Source organism: Prauserella halophila, from assembly GCF_024171895.1.
GTDB lineage: Bacteria > Actinomycetota > Actinomycetes > Mycobacteriales > Pseudonocardiaceae > Prauserella > Prauserella halophila.
This window is the reverse complement of record NZ_JAMTCQ010000012.1, coordinates 58,283-83,274: the sequence shown is the minus strand read 5'-3', so window position 1 is coordinate 83,274 and position 24,992 is coordinate 58,283. Positions and strand designations below refer to the sequence as shown.

Genomic DNA, 24,992 nt, shown 5'->3' with positions numbered 1-24,992 from the left:
TTCGCTATCCTCGTTGCGAACACTGTTCGCAACGAGGGATGCACCACGAGGGAGTGGAGCGGTCATGACAACCGTCCGAAGCGATTCGCGGTGGCTCGGTCTCGCCGTGCTGACGCTGCCGGTGATCCTGACGTCGATGGACGTGACGATCCTGCACATCGCCGTCCCGACGATCACCGACGAACTGGCGCCGAGCCCGAGCGAGACGCTGTGGATCGTCGACTCCTACGGGTTTCTGTTGGCAGGCCTGTTGATCGTGATGGGCAACATCGGCGACCGGATCGGCAGGCGCAGGCTCCTGCTCATCGGCGCCGCCCTGTTCGGCGCGGCGTCGGTGGCGGCGGCCTTCGCGCCGACCGCGGAAATGCTCATCGCCGCACGGGCCGCGATGGGCATCGGCGGCGCGACACTGATGCCGTCGACGCTGTCGCTGATCCGCAACATGTTCACCGACCCGGGCGAACGAACGCGCGCCATCGGAATCTGGACGGCCAGCCTGTCCGGCGGCATCGCCGTCGGACCCATCGTCGGCGGCCTGCTGCTGGAGTCGCTGTGGTGGGGCTCGGTCTTCCTGATCAACGCGCCGGTCATCGTGGTACTGCTGGTGACCGCGCCCCGCGTCGTGCCCGAATACCGAAATCCCGAATACCGAAGCCCCGAATACCGAAACCCCGAGTGCGGCGAGCAGCCCGGTGCGGCACCGTTGGATCCGCTGAGCGTCGTACTGTCGTTCGCCGCGATCCTGCCGATCGTCTGGGCCATCAAGACCGCCGCCGAGGAGCTCGCGGTCACCACGCCGACGATCCTCGCCACTGTCGGCGGGCTCGGCTTCGGCGTGCTGTTCGCCATGCGACAACGACGGCTGCGCAACCCGCTCGTCGACCTGGGCCTGTTCGGCGACCCCCGGTTCACGGGCGCGATCGCCGGGGCGGGGCTGGCGATGTTCGCACTGGTCGGCGTGATGCTCTACAACACCCAGTACCTGCAGCTCGTGCACGGGCTCTCGCCGTTGGTCGCCGCCGTGGCGATGCTGCCGGTGATGCTGGGCGTCGGGACCATGGCGGTCCTCGCCTCGATGCTCGTCGGCAGGCTGGGCTACCCACTGATCTTCGGCGTCGGCGCGGCGCTGGCAGCCACCGGCATGCTGGCGTTCAGCACGGTTCCCGCCGACGGCGGACTCGTCCTCGCCGTCGTCGCCTCCGCGGCGATCGGCGCGGGGATTGCTCCGATGATGACCCTGGCGACGGACGTCGTCGTCGCCTCGGCACCGCCCTCCCGTTCCGGTGCCGCGTCCGCGCTGTCCGAGACCGCCGCCGAGTTCGGCGCCGCGCTGGGCATCGCCGTGCTCGGATCCATCGGCACGGCCGTGTACCGGTCGAACCTGCGCGAGGGACTACCGGCCGATGTCCCACCCGACGTCGCCGACACCGCCACGTCCAGTCTGGGCGCGGCCAGCGGCATCGCCGAGTACCTGCCGGACGGCCCGGCCGAGCGCCTCACCGAACTCGCCGACTCCGCCTTCGTCGACAGCCTGAGCGTCGCAGCGACCGCGGCTTCAGCCGTCCTGCTCGCGGCCGCGGTCGGCTGCCCCGCACTGCTGCGCCGGCGCCGAACACCGTCGGCCGACCACGATATCCACCGGCACCGGTGAACAAGGGCCCGGCCGACCTGCACGCACCACACCGGTCCAATGTGGTGCGGGTCGATCGGGGACGCCGCCGAACACACGCGGGCGGCGCCCATGCGACCGCCACGTCATCGCGTGCCCTCGTAAGGAACAGCACTCAGCAGCTCCACGCCCACCGTCCGTCCACTGGGGACGGTGTAGGTGCGCTCGTCGCCCTGCACGGCTCCGGTCAACGCCCGACCGAGCGGCGAGTCCGGCGAACAGACGTCCAGTCCGCCGGATTCCGCACCGTCACGCACGCCGAGCAGGAACGTGTCGGTGTCGGGGTCGTCGTCGAAACGTACGGTCAGAACCATCCCGGGTTCGGCGACGCCGTCGTCCGGCGGCGCCTCGCCCACGACCGCGTTGTGCAACAGCGCTTCGATCTCCCGGATACGGGCCTGCACGCGCCTGTCGTGAAGTGCGCGCTCACCGCCGTCGAGCTCCTCGGCGTTCTCGGTTTCGCCGTCGTGACGCCGAAGATCGGCGAGTTCGGCGTGGAGCCGGTCGTGGGCCTCGGCGGTGAGCCAGGTCCGGTTGGCGTCGGTCATCGGATGTCCCTGTGGTGTGAGGTGCCGGGCCGGCCCCAATCGCCGAACCGGGCGATCCCCAGGTCCTCGGCGAATCCGGTGGCGATGCGCTCGAGGACGTCGCGTTGGGCGCGCAACAGTTCGTTCTCGGCGCGCAGCCATTCCAGTTCGGCGCGTTCGTCGTCGTTCGGACGTGGCTCGGCGGAGTGTGGTCCCGCGTTCTCGGTCATGACACCCGGCCCGGTCAGCGCAGCGGGTCGAACTCGTGGAGGAGGTCCGGGCGTTTGCCGGTGACGATCTGCTCGGCCAGCAGCTGCCCGGTGACGGGCCCCTGGGTCAGCCCCCACATGCCGTGACCTCCCGCGGCGTACACGTTGGGAGCGTTCGTCGCGCCGATCAGCGGCTTGCCGTCGTGGGTGACCGGGCGGGCGCCGACCCATTCGTCGCGCCGTTCCTCCCAGTGCACCCCCGCCAGCAGCGGGCGGGCGGATTCGACGACGGCGTCGATGCGGGCGGGGTCGAGCGGATCGCCGACGCCGCGGAACTCCATGGTGCCCGCGACCCGCAACGCGCCCTGGTAAGGCGTGCAGGCCACGCGGATCCCGGGCAGGTAGACCGGTCCGGGCACCGGTTCGTCGGTGGGCACGGTGAACGAATAGCCACGACCGGCGCGGACCGGCACCCGGATCCCGAACCGGCGGCCGAGCCGGCTGAACCACGCGCCACCCGCGAGCACTGCGACCTGTGCCGACACCGACCCGGACGACGAACGCAGCGTCACCGCGTGATCGTGGGGCCGCACGTCCACGACGTCGAAGCCGCTGCGGATGACACCTCCCCTGGCTCGGACCGCGTCGGCGAGGGCGCCGGCGAACTCGCCGGGGTCGAGGTAGCGCTGCCCGTCGAGGCGTACGCCTTCACCGAGCCGGTCGGACGCCTGTGGCAGCCGGTCTCGCAGTTCGCGGGCGCCCAGCCGCTGGTACGAAACGTCCTGACCGGCGTCGCCGAGTCGCTCGAACTCGTCGATCAGCGTGGCGGCCTGGTCGTGGTTCTCGAACGCGGCGGTGATCGGGGCCGGTGTCGCGCCGGTCGCCACGCCGCCGGCTGCGAGCGTGTCGTAGGCGTTCAAGCTCTCGACGTTGAGCGGCAGGTTCGCGCGGGCCACCCGGTCCCAGCCCTTCGTGGTGCAGCGCGCGGCGAACCGGAGCAGGAACCGCCACAGTGCAGGATCGATCCTGGCCGGCACATGCAGCGGCGCCGTGCGGTCGAACAACGAGCGCAGCCCGTAGCGAAGCACCCCGGGATCGTTGAGCGGCAGCGCCAGCCCGGGAGAGAGCCAGCCCGCATTGCCCCACGACGAACCCGCGGCCACGCCCGAGCGGTCCACGACGGTCACCTCGACCCCGCGTTCCTGCAGGAACCAGGCGGTCGACAACCCGACCACACCCGCCCCGACGACGACCGCCGTCCGTGGGCGATCGGAGCTGTCTGCAGCGTTGAGCATGAGTACCTTCCCGTATCCGGTCCGACTCGTATCCGGTCCGACGCCGTAAGCATCGCCGAGTCCACCGACCACGGGCTTGTACGAAGACCACAATCCGAAGTCCTTCGATTGTTCGAATCGGCCAGCGTACGATCAGCCCATCCGGGCGGTGACCCGGCGGATTCGCGCGGGACGGATCGCGGATGGTCAGGCTGGATCGCCTCATCAACGTGCTGGGCGGCTACGGCGTGAGGATCGCGGGCCACCATCAGGACAGGGACGCGGAACTGCACAGCGTGGCCATGCACGATCCGGCAGGCGACGACCAGGTCATGGGCGACGCATTGCTGGCCGTCGGTGCCGGCGACGCGGCCCGCGCCCTCGAGTTGGGACGCGCCGCACAGGCACGGGCCGTACTCATCCGCATCGACGAGCTCGACGACGACGTCGTCGCAGCGGCACGCGCAGCCGGGATCAGCCTGCTGCTGGTGCCCGCCGAGGTGTCATGGAGCCAGGTGGCGGGTGTCGTGTACGGCCTGGTGCTGGAAGGCAGGGAGACGGAAGCAGGCCGGGGACCGAGCGATCTGTTCACCCTCGCCGACAGCATCGCCGCAGCCGTGGGCGGCCCGGTGACGATCGAGGATCAGCTGTCCCGCGTGATGGCCTACTCCAGCGTGCAGCACGACACCGACCCCGCCCGGCTCGACACCATCCTCGGCAGGCGGGTGCCCGAACGGGTGCGGACACTGTTCGACGAGCGCGGCGTGTTCACGCATCTGGCCGTGTCCGACGAGCCGCTTCACGTCGTCGGCGCCCCGGAGCACGGCCTGCAGGACCGGACCGTCGTCGCGGTCCGCGCGGGGCGTGAGCTCCTGGGATCGCTGTGGGTCACGTGCGACGGCCCGCTCGATCCGATCCGCACGCGGCTGCTCGCCGACGGCGCTCACACGGTGGCGCTGCACCTGCTGCGCTCCCGGGTGAGTGCCGACCTGGAACGACAGGTCGAATCGGAACTGGTCATCCAGCTGCTCGAGGGCACCCCGGACGCATCCGCCGTCATCGGCAAGCTCGGCCTGCCACCTCGGCGGCACCGCGTCATCGCGCTACAAGCACACACGACGTCCGAGCGCAACGCCGCGATTCTGCTGGCGTTCGAACGGGCCACGACCGGCTTCGGCTGGTCGCGCCCCGGCCGGACGACGCTGTTCGGCAACACCGTCTACACGGTGCTTCCCTGCGACGACGATCCCGCACCCGCGCTCGACTGGCTGGGCGAACTGGCCCGCGGCCTGCCCCGCCATGCCAGTCTCTTCGCAGGCGTCGGCGGCCCCGCCGAACCCGGCGAGATCCCGGCGAGCAGGCAGGAGGCCGACGAAAGCCTCGCCCTGCACGCGGCGCGGGCCGAGGGGGAGCCCGTCTGCTACGACGAAGCCTGGGACGAGATCCTGCTGCAACGGCTCCGCACCGCGGCCACCGCGGGACGCGTGCCGTCGCGAGGACCGATCGCGCACCTGGCCCGGCACGACGATGCGCACGGCACCCGATTGCTGCCCACACTCCACGCGTGGCTCGAGGCGCAAGGCGACCTGAACGCCGCGGCCGACCACCTCGACGTCCACCCCAACACCATCCGCAACCGCCTGCGCAAGATGTCCGAACTCGCCGACCTGCGCCTCGACGAACCACGCAAACGCCTCGCGATGCTGATCACCCTCGCCATCGGCGAACACGACCGATAACCCGCGTGTTGCGGGTTCCGGGGACCGTGTTGCGGGTTCCGGGGCCCGTGTTGCGGGTTCCGGGGCCCGTGTTGTGCATTCACGGGTGCATGCCGCCGGTCCAGGGCTGCACGTTGGGGGTTCGGGTTGCCAGGGAAACGTCAGACCGAGTGCATCCGTTCGCGTGCCTGCCGGTAGGACTCGCGCGCCGGTCGCACCGTCGCCGGATCGCCCGCCGGCAGGCGCGTGCGAACGACCTCCCAGGGCGGAGGCTCCTCCGCACCGGACAACGCCCAGGCTGCTTGCCGTGCGGCGCCGATGGCGACGTATTCGTCCCACTCGGGGACTTCCACGTCGACGTCGAACAGAGCCGGGGCGACGTGCTGCACCGCAGGCGAGCGGGCAGCTCCGCCGGTCAGCAGCACCCGGTTGATCGCCACGCCGTGCTCGCGCAGCCGGTCCAGACCATCGGCCAGTCCGCAGAGCATTCCCTCCACCGCGGCCCGAGCCAGGTTGGCCGAAGTCGTGTTGGTGGTGCGCAGCCCCGTGATCGTGCCCGCGGCGTCCGGGAGGTTCGGGGTGCGCTCGCCCTCGAGGTAGGGCAACAGCGTCAGCCCGTCGGCACCGGGCTCGGCCTGCGCGGCAAGCAGGTTCAGTCCGTCGAGATCGGTACCGAGCAGCTCCGCGGTGCTGCTGAGTACGCGCGCCGCGTTGAGAGTGCACACCAACGGCAGGAACCGGCCCGTGGCGTCGCAGAAGCCGGCTATGTCCCCGGCCGGGTCGGAAACGGGCTGCCTCCCGACGGCGAAGACCGTGCCGGAGGTGCCGAGCGAGACGACGACGTCACCCGGTCCGATGCCCAATCCGAGGGCCGCGCCCATGTTGTCGCCGGTGCCCGGCCCGAGGACGAGACCGCCTGCGGTGGTGGTCACCGGTTCGGCCGGGCCGCATACCCTCGGCAGGTGCGGCACCGAGCCGAACGCGCGCTCGACCAGGTCCTCGCGGTAGCGCCTCGAGCGGGGCGACCAGTACCCGGTCCCGGAGGCGTCTCCCCGGTCGGTGGTGACGCGGGCGGGATCGCCGCTGCCCGCCAACCGCCACGTCAGGTAGTCGTGCGGCAGGCACACCGCCGCGGTGCGCGCAGCCGAATCGGGGTCCGACTCGGCCAGCCACCGCAGTTTGGCCACGGTGAACGAGGCGCGCGGCACGATCCCGACCGCCTCGGCCCACTGCTCCGGACCGAGTTCGGCGATGAGCTCCTCGGCCGCCGCGGCGGGAGCGAGGTCGTTCCACAGCGACGCCGTGCACGCGATCTCGCCGTCCTCGTCGAGGCAGACCAGCCCGTGTTGCTGGCCCGCCACCGACACCGCGGCGACGTCGTCGAGGCCCCCGGCCCGGTCGACGGCGGTCTGCAGTGCCGTCCACCAGCGCCGGGGGTCGACCTGGGTTCCCGAGGGGTGCTCGGCGTGCCCCTCACGCACCGGCGCACCGGTCTCGGCGTCACGCACGAGCACCTTGCAGGATTGCGTCGACGAATCGACGCCCGCGACGAGGGGCATGGTCAGCGCGCTCCCATGAGGTGTTCCACGGCCAGCTGTTGCAGGCGGGCGTTTGCTGCGCCCCGCTCGGCCGCCTCGTCCACGTCGAGTTCCTCGGAGAGGACGCCGGTGACCGTCTCGCCCGTGTCCAGAGTGGGCACCGACAGTTGGTCCAGGCGGGCGGCCTTGCGCGCCTCGGCCACCTCGGGGTCCTCGCGGAACTGCCGGGCTCGCTCGCGCAGGACCAGGTAGGTGCGCATGTTGGCGCGCGCGCTCTCCCACACACCCGCCTTGTCCTCGGTGCGCAGCGGCTTGTAGTCGAAGTGGCGGGGACCGTCGTAACCGCCGTTCTCCAACAGGTCGACGAGGAAGAACGCGTTGATCAGGTCGCCGTGCCCGAACACGAGATCCTGGTCGTAGCGCGGGCCGTGCTGGCCGTTGAGGTCGATGTGGAACAGCTTGCCCTGCCACAGCGCCTGGGCGTAGCCGTGCACGGCGTTGAGCCCGGCCATCTGCTCGTGGCCGACCTCGGGATTGACACCGACCATGTCGGGATGATCCAGCGTCTGGATGAAGGCCAGGGCATGCCCGATGGTCGGGAGCAGGATGTCGCCGCGCGGCTCGTTCGGCTTGGGCTCCACGGCGAACCGAAGCTGGTAGCCCTGTTCTTTGACGTAGTGCGTCAGCGCGTTGAGGCCCTCGCGGTAGCGCTCCAGGGCCGCGGTCGGATCGTAGGCGGCCTCGGCCTCAGAGCCCTCGCGGCCGCCCCAGAACACGTACGTCTGCGCGCCCAGTTCGGCGGCCAGGTCGATGTTGCGCGCCACCTTGCGCAGGGCGAAACGCCGCACGTCCCGGTCCTTGGCGGTCAGCGCGCCGTCCTTGAACACCGGGTGTCCGAACAGGTTGGTCGTCGCGGTCGGCACGACCAGGCCGGTCTCCGCCAGCGCCTTGCGGAACCGCTCGATGATCGCGGTGCGTTCCGCGGCCGGCGTGCCGAACGGGATCAGGTCGTCGTCGTGGAACGTGATCCCGTACGCGCCGATCTCGGCCAGGCCGTTCACCGCCTCAACGGGGTCGAGGCGTTCGCGGGTCGGGGCACCGAACGGGTCGTCGGCCCGCCAGCCGATCGTCCACAGGCCGAAGGCGAAGCGGTCCTGGGGCTTCGGGGTCAGATCCATGATGTCTCCTCGTTTCGGGTTGGGAAGGGGAAACGCGGTCGTACTCAGCTCGTCCGCGTCAGCGTGGTGCGGTCCATGTCCTCGAGCGTGCGCCCCTTGGTCTCCGGCACCCACTTGAAGACGAACCACACCGACACCGCCGCGAATGCGGTGTAGCCGAGGTAGGTCATCGACAGGTCGATCTCGGCCAGCGGCGGGAACGAGGCGGTGACGGCGAAATTCGCCAACCACTGGGCAGCGGCGGCCACCGCCAGCGCCGGAGCGCGGAACCGGTTCGGGAACATCTCGCCCAGCAGCACCCAGACGACCGGGCCCCATGAGATGGCGAAGAAGAACACGAACACGTGCGCGGCGATCAGTGCCATCGGGCCGTAGGGATCGGCCAGGTTCGGCTCACCGTCCACTGTGGTCGCGTGACTGAAGGCGTAGGTGGCGACCGCCAGCATGACCGCCATGCCGGCCGAGCCGGTCATCAGCAGCCGGCGACGTCCGACCCGATCCAGCAGCAGCAGCGCGAGGACGGTCCCGACGATGTTGAAGATCTGGGTGGACAGGCTCAGCAACAGCGAACTGGACTCGTCGATCCCGACCGACTGCCACAGCGCCGACGAGTAGTAGAAGATGACGTTGATCCCGACGAACTGCTGCAGCACGGACAGCACGATGCCGACCCAGACGATCGGGAGCAGGCCGGTACGCCTGGTGCGCAGGTCCCGCACCTGCGGCCGGTGGTCGTCGGCCACGGATTGCCGGATCTCGGCGAGCCGCGCTTCGACGTCGCCGCCTTCGGTGGTGCTGAGAACCTCGTGGGCGCTGTAGATGCGTCCGCGGGCGACCAAATAGCGCGGCGATTCGGGGATGGTGAAGGCGAGCAAGCCGTAGAGGACCGCCGGGACGGCCTCGACCGCCAGCATCCACTGCCACGCGTCGAGCCCCAGCAGCGGCGCTTCGGAGCCGCCCGCGGCGCCGGCGATGCCCCAGTTGACGACCTGGGAGATCGCGATCCCCAGCACGATGGCCAACTGCTGCAGCGAGCCGAGACGCCCTCGGTTGCCCGCGGGGGAGATCTCGGCGATGTAGGTGGGTGCGATCACCGATGCCATGCCGACCGCGACACCGCCGACGAGCCGCCAGATCGTGAAGTCCCAGACCGACAGCGGTAGCGCCGAGCCGATCGCGCTGAGCAGGAACAGCACGGCGGCGGTGCGCATCGTGGCCAGGCGGCCGTACCGATCGGCGAGCGTTCCGGCGCTCCACGCCCCGAGCGCCGAACCGATCAGTGCCGTCGCCACGGCCAGTCCGGTGACGACGGCGCCGATCTCGAACTCGCTCTGAATGGCGGTGACGGCCCCGTTGATCACGGCGGTGTCGTACCCGAAGAGGAAACCGCCGAGCGCGGCCACCACGGCGAAATGTGCGGTGCGCAGCGAGTCGGAGCTGGGGCTGGAACCTGGGGGATCAGTGGTGGAATGGACCGACATCAATGCTCCATTGCAGTGGCGGGACAAACACTCCGAAGTGGTTGGTAAGGATCGTATACTTACCAACCACTGTCAAGAATGGAACCGCCATCACCGAGCCGGTGGGTGGCGATCACCATGAACCGTGGTGCTCGCAGCTGGCAGTGGCCGCACAGGCCGTACGAGGAGGTTTCACAGGATGGCCGATCCCCGGACGGTCCGGCAGATGAACCGGCAGCACCTGCTCGAGCTGTTCGCCGACGGGCGCCCCCGCTCGCGCGCGGCGGTGGCCCGCGCCACGGGCCTGACCAAACCCTCGGTGGCGTCGATCGTCGACGGCCTGCTGGAGGAGGGGCTGCTGATCCCCGCCGGCATGGGCGAAGCCGGAGTCGTCGGAGGTCGCAAGCCGAACCTCGTGGTCTTCAACCCGGACGCGCGCACCTACGTCGGCGTGCATCTGGGCGTGGAACGCAGCTCGGTCGCGGTGGCCGACGCACTCGGCCGTACCTTGGCGCAGGCGACCGTGCCCAGCGCGGTCGGCGACCCCGCGGCCGGCGTGCGTCAGCTGGGGCCACTGGTCCGCGGGGCGGCCGAGCAGGCGGGCGTGCCCGTCGACCGCATCGCCTCGGTCGGGGTCTCGGTCGCCGGCCTGGTCGACCACCGCAGCGGACACTGCCTCCTCGCCCCGAATCTGGATTGGCACGACGTGCCGTTGCGGGAGTGGATCGAGGAGCTGTTCGGCGTCCCGGCGGTGATCTACAACGAAGCCCACGCCGGCGCGCTGGCGGAACAGCGCTTCGGCCTGGGCGACGGGGTCGCCAACTTCGTGCGGATCATGGTCAGCGCGGGCATCGGTGCCGGGGTCGTGCTCGATTCCCGGCTGTTCTCGGGAGCCGCCGGGATCGGCGGGGAGATCGGCCATTGCCGTGTCGAGGGCAACGGTCGGCCGTGCGCCTGCGGCAACATCGGATGCCTCGAGAGCGTGGCCTCCGAACCCGCGATCCTGCAATCGGCACACGAGGCCGCTGAGGCAGCGGCCACCGACCTCGCATCCACCTGCGATATCGACGACGTGCTGACAGCCGCCGCGCGCGGTGACACCGCGGCGGTGACTGCGGTGGAGCGCGCCGGGGCCGGACTGGGGCGCGGGATCGGCTACCTCCTCAACATGCTCAATCCCGACCTCGTCGTCCTCGGCGGCGCGGTAGCCGGCGCCGGCGACGTGCTGTGGCGCCCGCTGGAACAGGCCGTTCGGCACTCCTCACTGTCGCAGTCCGCCTGCCGCCTGGTGGCGAGCTCGTTGACCAACGCCGAGCTCGACGGCGCCGTGCTGTTGGCACACGAACACGTCGCGCTGTGAGTAGCTGTCGCTGCCACCCGGCGTGCCGGGTGGCAACACGTTCGCTCGCCGCACGTGCCGCCAGCCATCCGACACCTCGTGCAGACACCGCCGATCTGTCACTTGTGGACAAAAACGGGGCCAACGGACCCGCATACCCTGCGCAGCCGGTCCGTTGGCCCATCGAGTCACCCGGCCGGGCCGTGGCAACCACACCTACCGCTACTCGGGTTTCGCACCGGCCCTATTTCACGTCGGCCTTGACCGCGAGGACCGGAGCGTTCGCCTCGAGCAGCACGGGCTGTGCCATGGAGCCGAACACCTAGCTTCCCGGTCGGTGATCACCCCGCGCTCCCGGCCGGGCGGACGGTCCCACCGCTGGCGAGCCACGAGGACAGCAGGGAGGACAACACGTGTCGGTCGAGCAGCTCGCCGCGGCCATCAGCCGCACGCTCGCTCAGCTCGACGCGGCACACAGCGCCGTCGCCGAAGCCGAATCCCTCGCAGCTGAAGCGCGCGACCTGTACGGCAGGTGCACCGCCGGTACCAACGATCCCCATGCCGCGATGTTTCCCGGACTGGCGGCCGAAGCGGCTGCCACCTGTACCGACCTCGCCGACAACCGGCGCCGCCGGCACGCCCCGACCCGGACGCACCAGCACGCTTCGCGCCCCGCGTGGCTGACGCCCGCGAACGCATCGCCGCCCTACCGGTGACATCCCAGGCACGTGGCGAGTGGGTGCAGGACAGCGGCGACACGCTGCGCGTCGGTTCCGGCAACAGCGATACCCACTACGAACCCACCAACCGCTACCTCCGAGACCACCACGGCCCCCGAGCAGCCCGGCTCGCAACGCACGTCGAGATCAAGATCGCCGCAGCGATGCGCCGCGACGGGCTCACCGACGAGACGGTCGTCATGGACCGCACAGTGTGCGGCACTCGCGATAACGGCCGAACCAAGCCCTTGACGTGCGATAAGTATCTGCCGCGTGTCTTGCCGCCGGGTGGGAGGTTGTAGGTCGTCGAGCCCGACGGCACGATCAAGGTGTACGAGGGAAGGAGCGACAAGTGACCTACAGCGCCGCGGTCGAGGTCGACGTCGTCGACGGTACGGACGTGCCCCTGACCTTGGCGGAGGACGTCGACGCGCTGGTCGAACTGCTTCAACGGGACAACATCGGCGCCGCCACGATCCAGGACGGCGAGGAAGACGCGGTGCTCGACGTCCGCGCTGATGGCGAATACGGCTACCTGGCGTTCTGGGGCGACGAACTCACCGGACTGAGTGTCGGTGACCCGGCCTCGCCTGCACTGCACGAGCAGGCTGAGATCGGATTCCCCGCCGGCACGGGTGTTCCGCTCGACAAGTTCCGCGCCGCGCTCGTCGAGTTCGTCGAGACGCACGGTCACGTGCCCAGTGCAGTCGAGTGGCGGGCCACGGACGGCGCCGGCATCGGCTGAGCCGGAAAACGCTACTCGTCGGCTGATGTCCGTGTACAGCTCAGCTACGTGGTCTCGACCAGCTGCACGCCGTCGTGCGCCCGCGTGTGCGGCTGCGTGTCGAACGCATCGTGGACACGGATGGCGAAGGCCGGAGTCATGACCCGGGTGACCTCGTCACGGTTCATCCAGCGGACTTCGCGCGCCTCGTCGGTCTGCGCAATGAGGTCGCCGGCGGGGCTGCACCGGAACACGAGTGCAACGATGCCGCGACCGAGGTTCTTGTAAACGCCGGTCAGCCGTTCCACCTCGACGGTCATGCCCGTTTCCTCGGCGACCTCGCGACGCACGCCGTCCTCGAACGACTCACCCAGCTCCAGCACACCGCCGGGCATCTCCCAACGCCCGTTGTCCCGGCGACGGATCACGAGGACACGGTCGTCGGAATCGACGACGATGCCGGCGACGCTGACCGAGTGCTTCGGCATCTCACCCATCGCATGCCCCTGCCTTGTCATCGGCGCAGCTGTTCATGGTTCGCTCAGCCGCGCTGGTCGATCCGTGCAGCCAGCGCAGGTATGGCGGCGATCTTCTCCGCCGGGAGGTCGGACCACTGCAGTCCCTTCGGTCTGCGCGGGTTGTCGCAGCGGATCACCGTCGTCGGAGTCACGATGAGGTCGACACCGAAATCGTGATCGGTCTCCGGCAACTCGCCGTCGACCACCTGCAGGTCGTGCACGGTGGTGACGATCGTCGTGTTCGGGTCGATGACGCCCGCTTCATGCAGGAACGCGAGCTCGAGGTCCGAGTAGCCCGCGCCTTTGCCGAGCCGCCCGCCGTGAACGTCCACGGCAACACTGCCGCAGACGACCAGGTCCACCGGGCGCATGGCGTCGACCTCGACAAGCGTGCCCGCTTTCGCCGCGCCGCCCTTGTCGGCCGCTTCGAGGGGCGAGACGGTGAGCACAGCGGGGTCGAGGGTGTAGAAGGGCTTCGGCTCGGCAAGTTTCGGCACCGCCATGTACACGAGCTTGCCCTGCTCCAACGCCCGCGCGCGGACCGGCAGTTGCGGCCGATCCGGCACCGCCTTGACGACGCGTGCGCCCGTCCATTCCGGGAGAGCGGCCAGCCGGTCAGCGGCATCGTCGGCCCCGAAGAACGCCGGGATGCGACCACGGACTCCCGCAGGCGCGGCCTGCCGCTCTTCCAACAACTGCCAGACACTCTCGCGGGCCGCTTGCTTGGCGCGGTCGACGCTCATTGCAGACACGTGTCTCCTCAAGCCGTCATCAGGGTCATGACTCGGTCATACACGTCCTGCACTGCGTCCACGCCCCTCCAAGGCTGAAGTTCACGGCACGCCCCGAACACGATGTTGAGCCCACCGCCGCCCCACGTCGACTCGATCACGTCGACTGCGCCGTGGAGTACGCCGACCGCCTCGTCAAGCTTGCCTTGTCGGATACAAGCGAGGCCGAGATTGCCGAGAACGATCGACCGCGACTTCGACCAATCGGGAAGTTCGTGTGAAGTCATCTCCAAGATCGGCTGCGCCAGTTCCGGTTTACCGAGGAAGAGATAACAGGACCCCGCGAGCCTGCCGGACTGCGAAGGAGAGAACAGGTCGATCGCGACGTCATCCCGACCGATCTTGTCGAAGTCCAGATCAGCTTCGTTCAGAGCTCGCTCACAATCACTACGCTCACCCCGCATCGCATGCGCTTCAGCGGCATGGAGGACAGCAAGTCCTTTGAGGACACGGCTACTATCCGCCGCCTCGGCTGTCCGCATCGTGAACTGGAGGCCCGCAGCGGGGTCTTTCTCGCCGTAAAGGGCAACAAAACTCTTCCGCAGCAAAGCGCGACTTTCCGCCGCCGAGTCGCCGAGCGACCGTGCAGCCGTGATCGCGTCATCGAAATATCGGTGAGCCGTCGTGTGATCACGTCGCTGTGACGCGTCCCAGACGAGCTGGCCCATGAGTGTCGCCGCCTCTGCTTCAACGGAAAGCAGTTCGTGCCGGACGTGTTCGTTGGACACGTTGCCGCGCAGGAACGCCACCTGCCCGAGACACTCCCCGGTTTTCGCGAGCAGCGATGTCGACGGCGCGCGATCGTACTGTCGGCCCAGTTCCTGCACCTCGGCCCGAAGGCCCGCCACAACCATCATGTCGGTGCCGCGTGGGTTTCTCACTGAGTGCGCGATGCGGCTGTCCTCCCCACGCCGATCGGAAGCGATGACCTCCTCAAGTTCGTCGGGCATGACCTGCAGTGCTGCCGCGAGCTTGGGCCTGAGCCATGGCTGCGGACCTTCGCTGGTCGTGCCGTTCTCCCAACGGCGAACCGTCTTCTCGTCCACGCCGAGTCGTTCCGCCAGGGCTTCTTGACTGAACCCCTGGGATTTGCGGCGCTGCGCGAGCTCCCGCCGCCTGACTACCACGACGTCCCCCAATCCCAGCCGACCAAATTGTTCCTGGTCAGAGCACACGGTGTCCGGCTGCTGCCCGGAAAGTGCCCGGCCCATGCCCTGGCCAGTGACCAATGGGGCCAGTTCCATTGAGCTTATGGCCACACACCGATCGTGAGCAACGTCCTGGCGCTTCTGACCTGGAACAACAAACGCGGAAACGTCATTCGAGGCGCCACCCGCTCATCCACGACCCGTAACGGACCGATTCACATGACAGCTACACGGGCGACCGCCCACCGGAGGATCTACATCACATGGTTCCGGTGCGCCGTCGACGGCAATGACCACGCGGTCGAGGACGAGGCGTTCGCCGCGGGCCGCGCAGTCGGCGCCGGTGAGTACCGCGCGATCTGCGGTCACGTCGTCGCGATGTCGGCGGCGATAGTGCCGAATGGCCCGCGTTGTTGCAGGTGCTTCGCGGTGCTGGACAGTCACGAACGCCGCAACACGCCACGGCACGCCGAACAGAGCGCACGCCCCGGAATCATCCGTCGCCTGCTTGGCCGTGCCATCCGCACTCCGGCCGACGCCCCATCCTGTCCCCGCCCGGGGCGTTCCCCGCGGCCGGAGCCCGGCCCCGGTGGGAGCGAGCTGCACACCCCCTCTGCGCTCGTTCCCACCGGGATCCACGGACTGGAGGCGGGTGCATGACGGACGGCGTGATGCTCGCCCGGCCGGTCCACGGCCTCGTGAACGAATCTCAGCGGGTCAGCCACCTGTTCCCGATCCCCGCCACACAGACACCCCCGCATCGGATCACCGCCCTCTGCGGCGCGTCGTTCGGCCCGGGCCAGCTGGAACGCCTCGACCACCCCTCGGGCATGCCCTGTGAGCACTGTCTGAGCAGGTCGCCGCAGGAAACACGAGATCCCAGCCCGCCGCCGGCACGGCTGGACGCGATCGAACGCACCCTCCACCAGATGCAGATCCAGATCAACGGAATCAAGACAGCCCTCGCCGCGACCATCGGCGAACTCCCCGACCACGACGGAGCACCGCGACAGGAAAACGATGACTTCCCATGAAGAAACCCTGGCAGCGCTGCACACAGCATCAGGCAGATGCCACGAAATCCAGCGGCATCCTCGCCCAAACCCAAGAGGCGGACAGCATCGTGCACCAACTCCTGGCCGCGCTCGGCAACACCGAGGCATCATCGCCCGGCGCATGGCCCACCACGTCGAGATGAAAACCGCCGCGATGATGATCCGGCTCGGCGAACGAAACGGCACATTGACCCTCAATCACGCGCCATGCGGATCCGAACCGGACGAGACGGGCGGCTGCCACGACTATCTCGCCCGTATCCTGCCGCTGGGTTTCTCGCTGACCGTGCTCGGCACGGACGCCAACGGAAACCCGTTCACACGCACCTACAAGGGGACAGCACAGTGACCGACCTCCTCGACCGCATCGGCTTCCACGTCGACGACGTCACCGACGTGATCACGTTCCTCGGCCAAGTCCGCGACCTCGCCACCCGCGGCGTGGAAGTCCCGCACATGTGGGCCGTCGCCGCAGGACCCGTGGACCCGACACACGAGGACCACATCGAGCTCGAATTCGGCATCAGCACCGAAGCCGACAAAGGTGCCCTGGCGTTCGGCGCCGGCGACACCATCTACGTCCCGGCCCACGGCACCAACGACGAAGACATCGACTACCAACTGGGCGGCGCCCACCCCGCAGGATTCCCACCCAAAGCAGAAGTGCCGATCGACAAGGTGATCGCCGCGCTAGAGCAATACGTCCGAACCAGGCAGCGTCCAACCGTCATCGACTGGGCCCTCGCCGATTAGGCTCAGCGGCCTGAGTATGGCCTGCGCCGACCAGCATCGGCCGGGAACATCCCCGCATACGCGGGGGCGACATTGACCAGCAGGCCACGTTTAAGGCGCTGGTCGGAACATCCCCGCGTACGCGGGGGGCGACTTGCCCTTCGACAGAGAGCTGAGGCGTTTGTTCGGAACATCCCCGCGTACGCGGGGGCGACGCGGGCGCGGTCGGCGGCTCGCTGCCGGGCGGTGGAACATCCCCGCATACGCGGGGGCGACCGCGCGATCAGAGAGTTGAACATGACCAGCTGGGGAACATCCCCGCATACGCGGGGGCGACTTCGCCGACGGTGCGAACTCCGAACGTATCGCGGGAACATCCCCGCATACGCGGGGGCGACCTCGTGGCGCGGCAGAACGGCAAGACGCACCTGGGAACATCCCCGCGTACGCGGGGGCGACGGGTGGGTCGTCGACCGTGGCGTGGGCGACCACGGAACATCCCCGCGTACGCGGGGGCGACCCCTACTCCAGCTTCATCGCTGTCCGAACGACCGGAACATCCCCGCGTACGCGGGGGCGACGGGTGGAAGGTCAGCCACTCCGGCCCCGAGCCCGGAACATCCCCGCGTACGCGGGGGCGACACGCCGCGGATCACGTAGTCACCCGGTTCGACCGGAACATCCCCGCGTACGCGGGGGCGACGGGTAAGGCCATGACCAGCAACAACGCGACGAAGGAACATCCCCGCGTACGCGGGGGCGACAACGTCACGTTCGCCGGCGGCCACCCGGTGCGCGGAACATCCCCGCGTACGCGGGGGCGACGCCCGCGAAGTCGTCGTCGACAGCGGCGAGGACGGAACATCCCCGCGTACGCGGGGGCGACGTGGTGATGGTGGTGTGGGGGTGGATCGTGGCGGGAACATCCCCGCGTACGCGGGGGCGACGCCGCAGCCCACATGCCCGTCGACGGGCTCGGGGGAACATCCCCGCGTACGCGGGGGCGACCTCGAGCTCAAGATCAGGCGTCGCCTCCATCGCGGAACATCCCCGCGTACGCGGGGGCGACACTTCTTGACCAGGGGCGATACCGGCGCGTAGGGCGATTCTCATTCAGTTTCGTTCCAGGATGCACCCTGTCCCCCAGCTTTTGCCTTTGCCGAGTCCGGCGGCTGTTGTGACGGCCTCGTTCCAGGTGTCGGCGTCGGTGACGGTTCCGGTGGCGTAGACCCGTGCGACGGGCAGGGTCGATCGGCCACGTTTGTATCGGATCTCGCGATACCACTCGATGTCCACATCGTCGGCTTCGACGCCGTGCCTTGCGAGCTTGGCCGTTGCCCACGTCTGGACCTCGGCTGCGGGGACGGGGACCTTGTTCACCCTGTAGGCGAGTCCCTCGCCTGCGGGCCGTGCCTGGCCGTTCGCTCCGGACTTGAGCCGTGCGTGCACGTCGGGGTCGGTGTGGTGGATCGGTGATTTGTGGGCGGCGAGGTCGACGCGCACGCTCACATGGTCACCGACGGCGCGCGTCGGGATGTCGCGACGTTCGATGTGCTCGACGAACTTCGGCAGGTGCGTCGGTTCGGCCGCTGCCGTGCGGACGATGATCGTGCGCGCGTCGACAGCGGCCCACAGCGTCGAGTTCTCGCGTCGTGCGACGTAGTCCGGGCCCTCCGCGAAAAGGCTGATCGACATCCAGTGCCCGAAATCCCTGTCTTTCTCGGCCTCGAGTCCGATGCCGTCGGACGTGGTGATGACGAAGTCACTGGTTACTGCGCTGCTTCCCATGTCGGGACCTTCCCCTCCTCTGCGGTGATGCGGTGGAGCTGGAGCGTGTGGATTCCGGCGGCGTTCCACGGCCGCCTTGGTGCGGACGCGGCGGACTGGAGGAGCGCGACGAGCGCGGTCCAGGTGACCGGCCGTTCGGGCATGGGTAGTGCGGCACGGTTGTCGCTCGTGACGCCGGCGGGCCGGTCGGAGCCGGTGGACGGAAGCCGGGAGTGGGCCGCAAGAACGAGCGGGAGCAGGCCGCTGCGGATGGTGGTGCCGGTTCCGGCGAGGATCGCTGACGTTCCCCGGTAGCCGACGAGGCCGAACGTCTTGTCCGTGTCGTACTGGCTCGCGGCGTTGCCGGTGAGGACGTCCGCGACGTGGTCGGCGTCCGGGGTGAAGCCGCGGAGAAACCCCGAGTTCTGGTGAGACCAGTGCGCGCGGATCAGGACGTTGTTCTTGGCGTCACCCGCGGTGGTGTCGTCGACGAGTGATGCGACGGCGCGGCGAGCCGGTCCGGTGTAGTCGGAGACGAGCGCCCGGGCGCGGTCAGTGTTGATCTTCTCGTGCTTCGGTGCGATGTCGCCGCGGACGTCGTCGAGCTCGGAGCACACGGCCACGACGTGGTCGGCGATCTGCTCGAGTGTTGCGGACGTGTGGAGCCTGGCACGGGAACCACCGATCCCCGGGGTGAAGCTGATGCGCGCAGTCTCGTCGAGCTCGGTGGCGGCGGCGAGCGCACCGGCCACGGACCACCAGGCAAGCGGCCCGTCCACGTCCGCGCCGGAGAGCTCGATGAGCGGTTCGTCGATCCGTTCGCTGCGGGATGCGCGGGGCAGGTGTGTCGTCGGCGGTGCGTATCCCTCCACCGGCTCGGCGGATGCGCGGTGGTCGGCGAGGCGCATGACGGTTTCGAGCCATGCCAAGCCCCACGGCCCGTACCGCTGGTTCATGGCAGCGAACCTGTCGGCAGTGTCGATGTTCTGCCCGGGGCCGTCGGCGGGTGGCATGACGGGGCGGGCCCATCCGTGGTGTGCGGCGACGATGTGCGCTGTGAGCGGGTGCGTGTCGTCGGGAAGCAGCGCCGCGGAGGCGGCTTCGTGGCGCCATCCGGTGGGCACGAGACCACGCCCGTACCGGGTGCCTGGCGCCGATTTTGCCAGCGCAGGGCCACGGGCGTCGGCGCCGAGCGCGGCTTGGAACGCCGGGTCGGCTTTCCCGTCGTCGTGGCGGTGAGCCGCGTGCTCGAGGACAGGCACGAGCTCGGGCACGACGCCGGCGCGGATCGCAGCTTCCCGGGTTTCGTGCGCAACGTGCGCGGCGTGGTCGGCCAGTGTGACGAGGTGTTCGGTGGTCTTCGCGGACATGGTGCGGACCCAGATGCCGTGGTCGGTGATGCTGCCGTACTCGATCTCGCCCCACGGTCCGATGCGCCCGTCCAGGACGTCGTCGAGGAGCTGTTCGAGGTCGTCGCCGAACTGGTCGGGCCCCTGGTCGAGGAGGCGCTGCCACGCATCGGATCGGTCTTGGTCGAGCGGTTCCGCGACCTCGGCGATGGTCTCGCGGTTGGCGATCCACCAGCGGCCGTTGTCATGCGCGATGCGCGCCGACAGGTCCGCGACGGGGTCGGTGCTGGCGGGGTTCCATCCGGTGGCGTCGTGGCCGCCGCTGTCGACATGCAGGGCGACGAGCGAGCCGGGTGTGATGTCGCGGTGCGAATGTGCCGGTGTCCATTCGTCGCCGCGGCGGACGTAGGCGGCCGGTTCGTCGGAACGCCACCGGCGCGGCGACGTTTCCTCCGGTGAGGATTCACCGTCGTCGTCGAGCGCGCCGAGTCGCGCCGGCCTGCCGGCCAGACGGGCAGCGAGCAGTCCATTGACCTCGGCGACCGGCACCGACACCGTTTCGTTCGGGGTGACAGGCATGTCGTCGAGTACGTCCGCGGCGAAAATGCGGCGCCACACGACGGTGACGTCGGTGATGCGGCGACGTTCTTCCACACCGGTGATGTAGGACTGCACGTTGATGTCGGCGGCCGGACGGGGCCTGGTGTGCGCGATCGTCGGCAACAGCTCCGCCGACAGCGTGGGCGCCGGTGGTGCGGGGCGCGTTGCCTGGTCGATCAGGTCCGCGTGCTCGCTGGTGAGAGCGGCGAGCTGGTCGGGGCCGACGCCGTTGCCGTCGAGCATGCCGGCCAGCCGGGTCATGGCTTCGGTGACATCGTCGCCGTACACGGCCGCGGTGCCGGTGCGGGGTGTGATGGGCGCGACGAGGTGTGCGGCGGCGGTGTCACGGTCGCCGCGGCGGTTGAGCCGGCCCAACCGCTGCACCAGCGACGACCAGTCCGACGTTTCGGTGACCAGAGCGTGCGCGTCGAGATCGACGCCCGCTTCGACGGTCTGGGTGGCGACGACCAGACGCGCCCCACCGGCCGCCATTCGCTCGTCCAGGACGCGGCGCTCGTCGCGGCGGACACGCGAGGTCACCAGGAGCGCGTCGGAGGCAGGAACGTCGGGTTTGCGACCGGCGGTGAGTTTGGCGTGCACCTGTCGCGCTGTTGCGACGGTGTTCGCAACGACGAGGACCATGTCGTCGATACCGGCGAGCGCGTCCCGTGCGCGGGCGACGAGTTCACCGGTCACGTCGGCGTCCTTGTCTCCGCACGGGTGCACGTGCAGCGTCTTGGCTGCGGTGAGGCGGCGGGTGGCGACCGGGTGCGACCGGTCGGCGTCGGACGTGGTGTGGACCGTGCCGATGGCGTCGACCGTCGCGCCCAGCTGGACGCATTGACCGGTCGGGATGCCGGGCACGTCGCTGTGCTGCTGGTGCTGTTTGATCGCGCGGAGGGTCTTCACCGCAGGCGCGGACAGATGCGGTTCGTCGAACAACACCAGGCTGTCGACGCCGACGAGCGCGGCGTGGACCGGCGACAGGCCGGGTGACACACCGAAGCCGCGGAAGAGTCCGCGACTGACCGCCTGGTGGGCGGTCATCGTGACGACGGTGGGCCGGTCGACCGCGTGCCAGTGCCCGGTGTCCGGGGAGCTGCCGTGGATACGACCGATCACCAGCGGTCCGGTGGTGGGGTCGCTACCGAAGGTGCCGGCGAGGGTGCTCGCGACAAGGGACGCGGCGGGGCCACCGGGCGACCACAACCCGTCCCGCAGGGCCGAAAGGTCGGCGTGCGTCTGGTCGACGATGCTGGTGCGGTCGACGACGTGCAGGATCCGCAGCGGTGCTGTACGGCCATCCATCCCGCCGTGGACCTGCTTCGCCAGATGCCACACGGCGACCGCGATACACCTCGTCTTCCCCAGGCCGGTAGGAACGGACACGGTGCCGGGCCACGCGTCGGCGGCACTGACCCGCTCGGCGAGCGCGTCCTGCCACGGGAACGGGTCGACGCCGTACACGTCACGGTGGAACTCCGCGAACGTCGGAAACTCGCTGGTCACTGGTTCTCCTCGTCGCTCTTGCGGAACCGGCCGTAGCCGAATCGCCAGCCGTCGCCGTACTGGATCGGCCCCGGGTGCGGCTGATCGAGTTCGAGCGCCACGTGCCACAGGGACAGGTGCGGAAGTTCGGGGCAGGCGCCGACGTGGCGCACGGACACGTGTCCGTTCGACGTGGCTTCGAGTTCGGCGGTGATGCGGCGCCGGTCCGGGTGCCCTGCCACCGGTGCGACCGTCCGCCACGACGTGGCCGACGTGCCGTGCCACCGGTTCACGTACATCGTCCGCGGCTCATCGCCGGTGAACAGGTGCGGCACCGCGCCGGCCATGCGGGACGCGGCGTCGACGTCGGGAAACAACGCACCCCACGGACGCCGGTTGCTGCCGAGCAGGAACGGAACCGGCTCGCCCGTCTCCTCGAGGGCGGTGTACAGCTCGCCGGCTGTGCGTTTCCCGTCCAGCACGAGCGCGATCGCACCGCTCGTTCGGTCGGTGGTCTGCACATACCGCACGCCACGACCACGGGCGACGATCGACAGTCCGGGGATTCCGTCCTGTCGTCGCTGGTGGTCGAGGTCGCACCGGTCGAGGAAATCCGAGTCGGTGCAGCGCACGGAGCCGGCCAGGTCGGTCGGCACATGCCGGCGGTGATCGGCGCCCGGTTCGGACATCGCCGGGTCGGCGAGCTCGTCGGCGGTGTGGTCCCACCAGTCGCCACCCTGGCCGGACAGCACGCCGATGGTGACCTCGTCGGTGGCCCGCCCGACGTAGGGAGTGGCGCGCGCGGCATCGGCGAGGGAACCGAGCTGCGCGGTGGTCAACACGTCCGGGAAGTCGAGGAACACGGTCGACGTGGACCACTCCGTGCGCGCCTCCAGCAACTGGTGTTTCGTGCGCCGGTCGGTCGCGCCTGCGATGGCACGAGAGGCATCCAGATGCGTGTGGTGCGCGGCGGCCGGCTGCGGACCCGTCGGACCCACGTACCGGGCACCGGCGGTCTGGTCGGCGACCTCGGGCAGCCACATCCACGGATCCGCGTCGGCGGCGAGCTCGGCGATCGCGGCCCGCGCAGGGTCCGGATTCCCCGACAAGTGCGCACCGTTGACCAGGGCGGCGAGGACCGTCCACGGGGACACCGGCCACGCCGACCGGCCACCGTTCTGGCCCGTCGACGCCGTCCACACCCTGCCCGGGTTGTGCAGACGGAGACGAATCATTTGGTCTCGACCTCGCCCGACCTGGTCGCGTCGGCACCCTCGGAGATCAGCTTCTTCTGCGGTGCGGACAGGTACAGGTTGATCGGCTCGGCCCATTCCAGACCGGCCTTCCGACAATCCTCCAACGCCAGGTGCAACGCGGTCGCCCAGAAGTCGACGCCTGCGTTCGGATCGACGTCGAGTGTGTCCGGGGTCGGCTTACCGTGGCGACGGAGGCCGTACCGCGACGACGTGACGACCAGGTCGCAGCCGCTGCGGAGGTGGCTGTTGCGGCGGGACAGGACGTCACCGGCGATACCGAGCACCGTCAGCGCAACCGCGGCGGCGTCCCGCTTGGTCTGGTCTCCGCCGTACTGCACACCGCGCAGAGCGGCGAGACTGATCGCACCGCGCGCCACGATCACCTCGCACACGAAACCCGTGACATCCATGTTGACGATCACCGGGCCGAACCCGAGGTTGGACGGCCGGTCGGTCCGCTTCCCGTCCGCGCCCTTGCTCTTCTTGGCCGGCGCGTGACCCATCTCCATCCGGTCGACAACACTGTCTTTGCTGATGGGAAAGCTGTCGGACTTCGTCACGGAGCTGTACACAGGTCGGGCACCGTGGCCGGTGACCCGGCTCGAGTAGGCCCGCGGCGCCTTATGCTGGCGCTCGACATCCGTGCTGAGCCAGAAACCGAACAGCAGACTGTTCGGCGCGTACGCGAACAGGGTCGACGCGTCAACGGTGGCGTTCATCGACTGCAGCAGCTCACGAACCGCACCGCCGGCCTTCCAGATCGGGGCACCGCCAGGCTCCTCTGTGGCGGTCTGGATCCACGAATCGGCGTGCCGGTGCCCCGCAGTCCACGAGGTGACATAGGCGTCCTGGACGGCGCCATCCGCCGACTGGTCACCGGCCGGAAGCTCGCTACTGCCGTCCTTTCCCGTGACCGTGAAACCAGGAAGACCGCCCAGGTCGTACCGCGCGTCCCACAACGCGGCCTCGGCACGCCCGGACTGGGACTGCACCTCGTCGAGCACGACCGTGTCGGCCGACACCGGACGACCGGACTCGTCCCGCACCACATCCGACAGCCACGAACTGTCGGTGGCCCGTGGGACAAATCCGTCCGGGCTGTGCGCGTAGCGCGAGGGCCCGGGATAGGTGGGCGGCGCGACCGGCGTACCCGGCCCCCACGCAGGCTCGAGATCGTGCTCGAACACCACCGCGGCGACGATCGGATCCGCAACCGCGTCACGGATCTGCTGAACAAAGTCAGAAGGTTGCATCTTCTCTCCACAATTGGATGATGGAATCGATGGCGAGAGAGTATGACACACGACACACGGTGGTCCAGACCCGAGGGGTGAACAGCGGAAGAACCACCGAGCTCCCGCATGCACGGAGCAGACAGCACAGCAGACGCGGCGGTCGTGTTCGATCACAACGGCTGATCCCCGCGTACGCGGGACGTGCGCTTGTTGACCGCGGTCTCTGCACAATTGGATCGGGTAATCCCCGCATACGCGAGGCAAAGTGCGCGTGCCACAGCATAGGTCCATGCGATGAAGGCCCGCCTCTGCACACGCGGAGGCGGAACCGACGAACCTCAAGACCGACCAGCAGGCCACCGGACCATCCCCGCATACGCGGGAAGCACCGTCGGCACCGCCACCATCAGCAGCTTCGCCGGAATCATCCCCGCGTACGCGAGGAGCACCGCGTCAAGCTGTCGGTGACGGGCCGCGACCCGGGATCATCACCGCGTGCGCGGGGAGCACTGCGACGGATCCTCGACCACGTTGTCCGCGATCGGCTCATCCCCGCGTACGCGGGGAGCACGGCGGCGTCAACGTTCAGACCATCGAGACCGACGGATCATCCCCGCGTACGCGGGGAGCACATCGTCACCGAAGCTGGCCTCTACGACCTGATCGGATCATCCCCGCGTACGCGGGGAGCACCGGAT

23 protein-coding genes and 1 CRISPR repeat array are annotated in these 24,992 nt (G+C 69.3%); of the genes, 10 read left to right on the top strand and 13 right to left on the bottom strand.

All coding sequences use genetic code 11. The features are described 5' to 3' along the window. Window positions 1-64: 64 nt before the first annotated feature. Window positions 65-1,651: an MFS transporter gene (locus LY41_RS17520; protein ID WP_253865132.1), complete on the top strand. Its 1,587-nt coding sequence runs from the start codon at window positions 65-67 to the stop codon at window positions 1,649-1,651. Between the two features lie 104 nt (window positions 1,652-1,755). Here the strand turns inward: LY41_RS17520 and LY41_RS17515 are convergent, their stop codons facing one another. Genes LY41_RS17515 through LY41_RS17505 form a run of 3 tightly spaced genes read right to left on the bottom strand, consistent with a single transcriptional unit; the run spans window position 1,756 to window position 3,700 of the window. After that, window positions 1,756-2,217 carry a GreA/GreB family elongation factor gene (locus LY41_RS17515; protein ID WP_253865131.1) on the bottom strand — a complete coding sequence of 154 codons (462 nt, stop codon included), beginning with the start codon at window positions 2,215-2,217 and terminating at the stop codon, window positions 1,756-1,758. Next, window positions 2,214-2,426, bottom strand: a complete 213-nt coding sequence (locus LY41_RS17510; protein WP_253865130.1) for a hypothetical protein — start codon at window positions 2,424-2,426, stop codon at window positions 2,214-2,216. The genes LY41_RS17515 and LY41_RS17510 overlap by 4 nt, the downstream gene beginning before the upstream one ends. A 14-nt stretch (window positions 2,427-2,440) precedes the next feature. Then, window positions 2,441-3,700, bottom strand: a complete 1,260-nt coding sequence (locus tag LY41_RS17505) for an NAD(P)/FAD-dependent oxidoreductase (protein ID WP_253865129.1) — start codon at window positions 3,698-3,700, stop codon at window positions 2,441-2,443. A 182-nt stretch (window positions 3,701-3,882) separates the two neighbouring features. Here LY41_RS17505 and LY41_RS17500 point away from each other — a divergent pair, with 182 nt between their 5' ends. Beyond that, window positions 3,883-5,418, top strand: coding sequence for a PucR family transcriptional regulator (locus tag LY41_RS17500; RefSeq protein ID WP_253865128.1), 1,536 nt, complete (start codon window positions 3,883-3,885; stop codon window positions 5,416-5,418). A 140-nt stretch (window positions 5,419-5,558) separates the two neighbouring features. On the opposite strand, the gene xylB is transcribed toward LY41_RS17500, so the two are convergent. From xylB to LY41_RS17485, 3 genes are read right to left on the bottom strand one after another with little or no spacing between them, the layout of a single operon-like run. Beyond that, window positions 5,559-6,956, bottom strand: a complete 1,398-nt coding sequence (gene xylB, locus LY41_RS17495; RefSeq protein ID WP_253865127.1) for a xylulokinase — start codon at window positions 6,954-6,956, stop codon at window positions 5,559-5,561. 2 nt (window positions 6,957-6,958) lie between these two features. Next, window positions 6,959-8,113 carry a xylose isomerase gene (gene xylA, locus LY41_RS17490; protein ID WP_253865126.1) on the bottom strand — a complete coding sequence of 385 codons (1,155 nt, stop codon included), beginning with the start codon at window positions 8,111-8,113 and terminating at the stop codon, window positions 6,959-6,961. Between the two features lie 44 nt (window positions 8,114-8,157). Next, a complete protein-coding gene (locus LY41_RS17485; RefSeq protein ID WP_253865125.1) occupies window positions 8,158-9,594 on the bottom strand; it encodes a sugar porter family MFS transporter in 1,437 nt (478 codons plus the stop codon). Between the two features lie 178 nt (window positions 9,595-9,772). Here LY41_RS17485 and LY41_RS17480 point away from each other — a divergent pair, with 178 nt between their 5' ends. The 4 genes from LY41_RS17480 (at window position 9,773) to LY41_RS17465 (ending at window position 12,376) form a co-directional block, all read left to right on the top strand. After that, a complete protein-coding gene (locus tag LY41_RS17480; RefSeq protein WP_253865124.1) occupies window positions 9,773-10,933 on the top strand; it encodes an ROK family protein in 1,161 nt (386 codons plus the stop codon). Window positions 10,934-11,325: 392 nt separating this feature from the next. Continuing rightward, the gene (locus LY41_RS17475; RefSeq protein ID WP_253865123.1) at window positions 11,326-11,628 is read left to right on the top strand and encodes a hypothetical protein; all 303 of its coding nucleotides are present in this window, start codon (window positions 11,326-11,328) and stop codon (window positions 11,626-11,628) included. Then, window positions 11,589-11,933 (top strand): DddA-like double-stranded DNA deaminase toxin, encoded by a 345-nt coding sequence (locus tag LY41_RS17470; RefSeq protein ID WP_253865122.1) that lies wholly within the window; start codon window positions 11,589-11,591, stop codon window positions 11,931-11,933. Before LY41_RS17475 ends, LY41_RS17470 begins: the two co-directional genes overlap by 40 nt. 50 nt (window positions 11,934-11,983) lie before the next feature. Then, window positions 11,984-12,376, top strand: a complete 393-nt coding sequence (locus tag LY41_RS17465) for an Imm1 family immunity protein (RefSeq protein ID WP_253865121.1) — start codon at window positions 11,984-11,986, stop codon at window positions 12,374-12,376. Between the two features lie 44 nt (window positions 12,377-12,420). Here the strand turns inward: LY41_RS17465 and LY41_RS17460 are convergent, their stop codons facing one another. From LY41_RS17460 to LY41_RS17450, 3 genes are read right to left on the bottom strand one after another with little or no spacing between them, the layout of a single operon-like run. Then, window positions 12,421-12,852 carry an NUDIX hydrolase gene (locus tag LY41_RS17460; RefSeq protein ID WP_253865120.1) on the bottom strand — a complete coding sequence of 144 codons (432 nt, stop codon included), beginning with the start codon at window positions 12,850-12,852 and terminating at the stop codon, window positions 12,421-12,423. A gap of 44 nt (window positions 12,853-12,896) precedes the next feature. After that, the gene (locus tag LY41_RS17455) at window positions 12,897-13,616 is read right to left on the bottom strand and encodes a 5-formyltetrahydrofolate cyclo-ligase (RefSeq protein WP_253865544.1); all 720 of its coding nucleotides are present in this window, start codon (window positions 13,614-13,616) and stop codon (window positions 12,897-12,899) included. Between the two features lie 17 nt (window positions 13,617-13,633). Further along, window positions 13,634-14,908 carry a helix-turn-helix transcriptional regulator gene (locus tag LY41_RS17450; RefSeq protein WP_253865119.1) on the bottom strand — a complete coding sequence of 425 codons (1,275 nt, stop codon included), beginning with the start codon at window positions 14,906-14,908 and terminating at the stop codon, window positions 13,634-13,636. 560 nt (window positions 14,909-15,468) lie between these two features. Here LY41_RS17450 and LY41_RS23910 point away from each other — a divergent pair. From LY41_RS23910 to LY41_RS17435, 4 genes are read left to right on the top strand one after another with little or no spacing between them, the layout of a single operon-like run. Continuing rightward, on the top strand, window positions 15,469-15,846 hold the full coding sequence (locus LY41_RS23910; RefSeq protein WP_308292269.1) for a hypothetical protein: 378 nt from the start codon (window positions 15,469-15,471) through the stop codon (window positions 15,844-15,846). Next, complete coding sequence (locus LY41_RS24215) at window positions 15,843-16,010, top strand: hypothetical protein (protein ID WP_486352040.1); 168 nt, start codon at window positions 15,843-15,845, stop codon at window positions 16,008-16,010. The genes LY41_RS23910 and LY41_RS24215 overlap by 4 nt, the downstream gene beginning before the upstream one ends. After that, window positions 15,989-16,216, top strand: coding sequence for a DddA-like double-stranded DNA deaminase toxin (locus LY41_RS24210; RefSeq protein WP_486352041.1), 228 nt, complete (start codon window positions 15,989-15,991; stop codon window positions 16,214-16,216). Before LY41_RS24215 ends, LY41_RS24210 begins: the two co-directional genes overlap by 22 nt. Next, a complete protein-coding gene (locus tag LY41_RS17435) occupies window positions 16,213-16,620 on the top strand; it encodes an Imm1 family immunity protein (protein ID WP_253865117.1) in 408 nt (135 codons plus the stop codon). Before LY41_RS24210 ends, LY41_RS17435 begins: the two co-directional genes overlap by 4 nt. A gap of 43 nt (window positions 16,621-16,663) precedes the next feature. After that, window positions 16,664-17,668: a CRISPR direct-repeat array (repeat unit 28 nt; unit sequence GGAACATCCCCGCGTACGCGGGGGCGAC). A 44-nt stretch (window positions 17,669-17,712) separates the two neighbouring features. Here LY41_RS17435 and LY41_RS17430 read toward each other — a convergent pair. From LY41_RS17430 to LY41_RS17415, 4 genes are read right to left on the bottom strand one after another with little or no spacing between them, the layout of a single operon-like run. Continuing rightward, window positions 17,713-18,387 carry a type I-E CRISPR-associated protein Cas6/Cse3/CasE gene (locus LY41_RS17430; protein ID WP_253865116.1) on the bottom strand — a complete coding sequence of 225 codons (675 nt, stop codon included), beginning with the start codon at window positions 18,385-18,387 and terminating at the stop codon, window positions 17,713-17,715. After that, window positions 18,369-21,824 carry a type I-G CRISPR-associated helicase/endonuclease Cas3g gene (gene cas3g / locus LY41_RS17425; RefSeq protein ID WP_253865115.1) on the bottom strand — a complete coding sequence of 1,152 codons (3,456 nt, stop codon included), beginning with the start codon at window positions 21,822-21,824 and terminating at the stop codon, window positions 18,369-18,371. Before cas3g ends, LY41_RS17430 begins: the two co-directional genes overlap by 19 nt. After that, window positions 21,821-23,038, bottom strand: a complete 1,218-nt coding sequence (locus LY41_RS17420; RefSeq protein WP_253865114.1) for a hypothetical protein — start codon at window positions 23,036-23,038, stop codon at window positions 21,821-21,823. The genes cas3g and LY41_RS17420 overlap by 4 nt, the downstream gene beginning before the upstream one ends. Further along, entirely contained in the window at window positions 23,035-24,312 is a 1,278-nt protein-coding gene (locus LY41_RS17415; protein ID WP_253865113.1) for a type I-G CRISPR-associated protein Cas7, read from the bottom strand. The genes LY41_RS17420 and LY41_RS17415 overlap by 4 nt, the downstream gene beginning before the upstream one ends. Window positions 24,313-24,992: the final 680 nt, after the last annotated feature.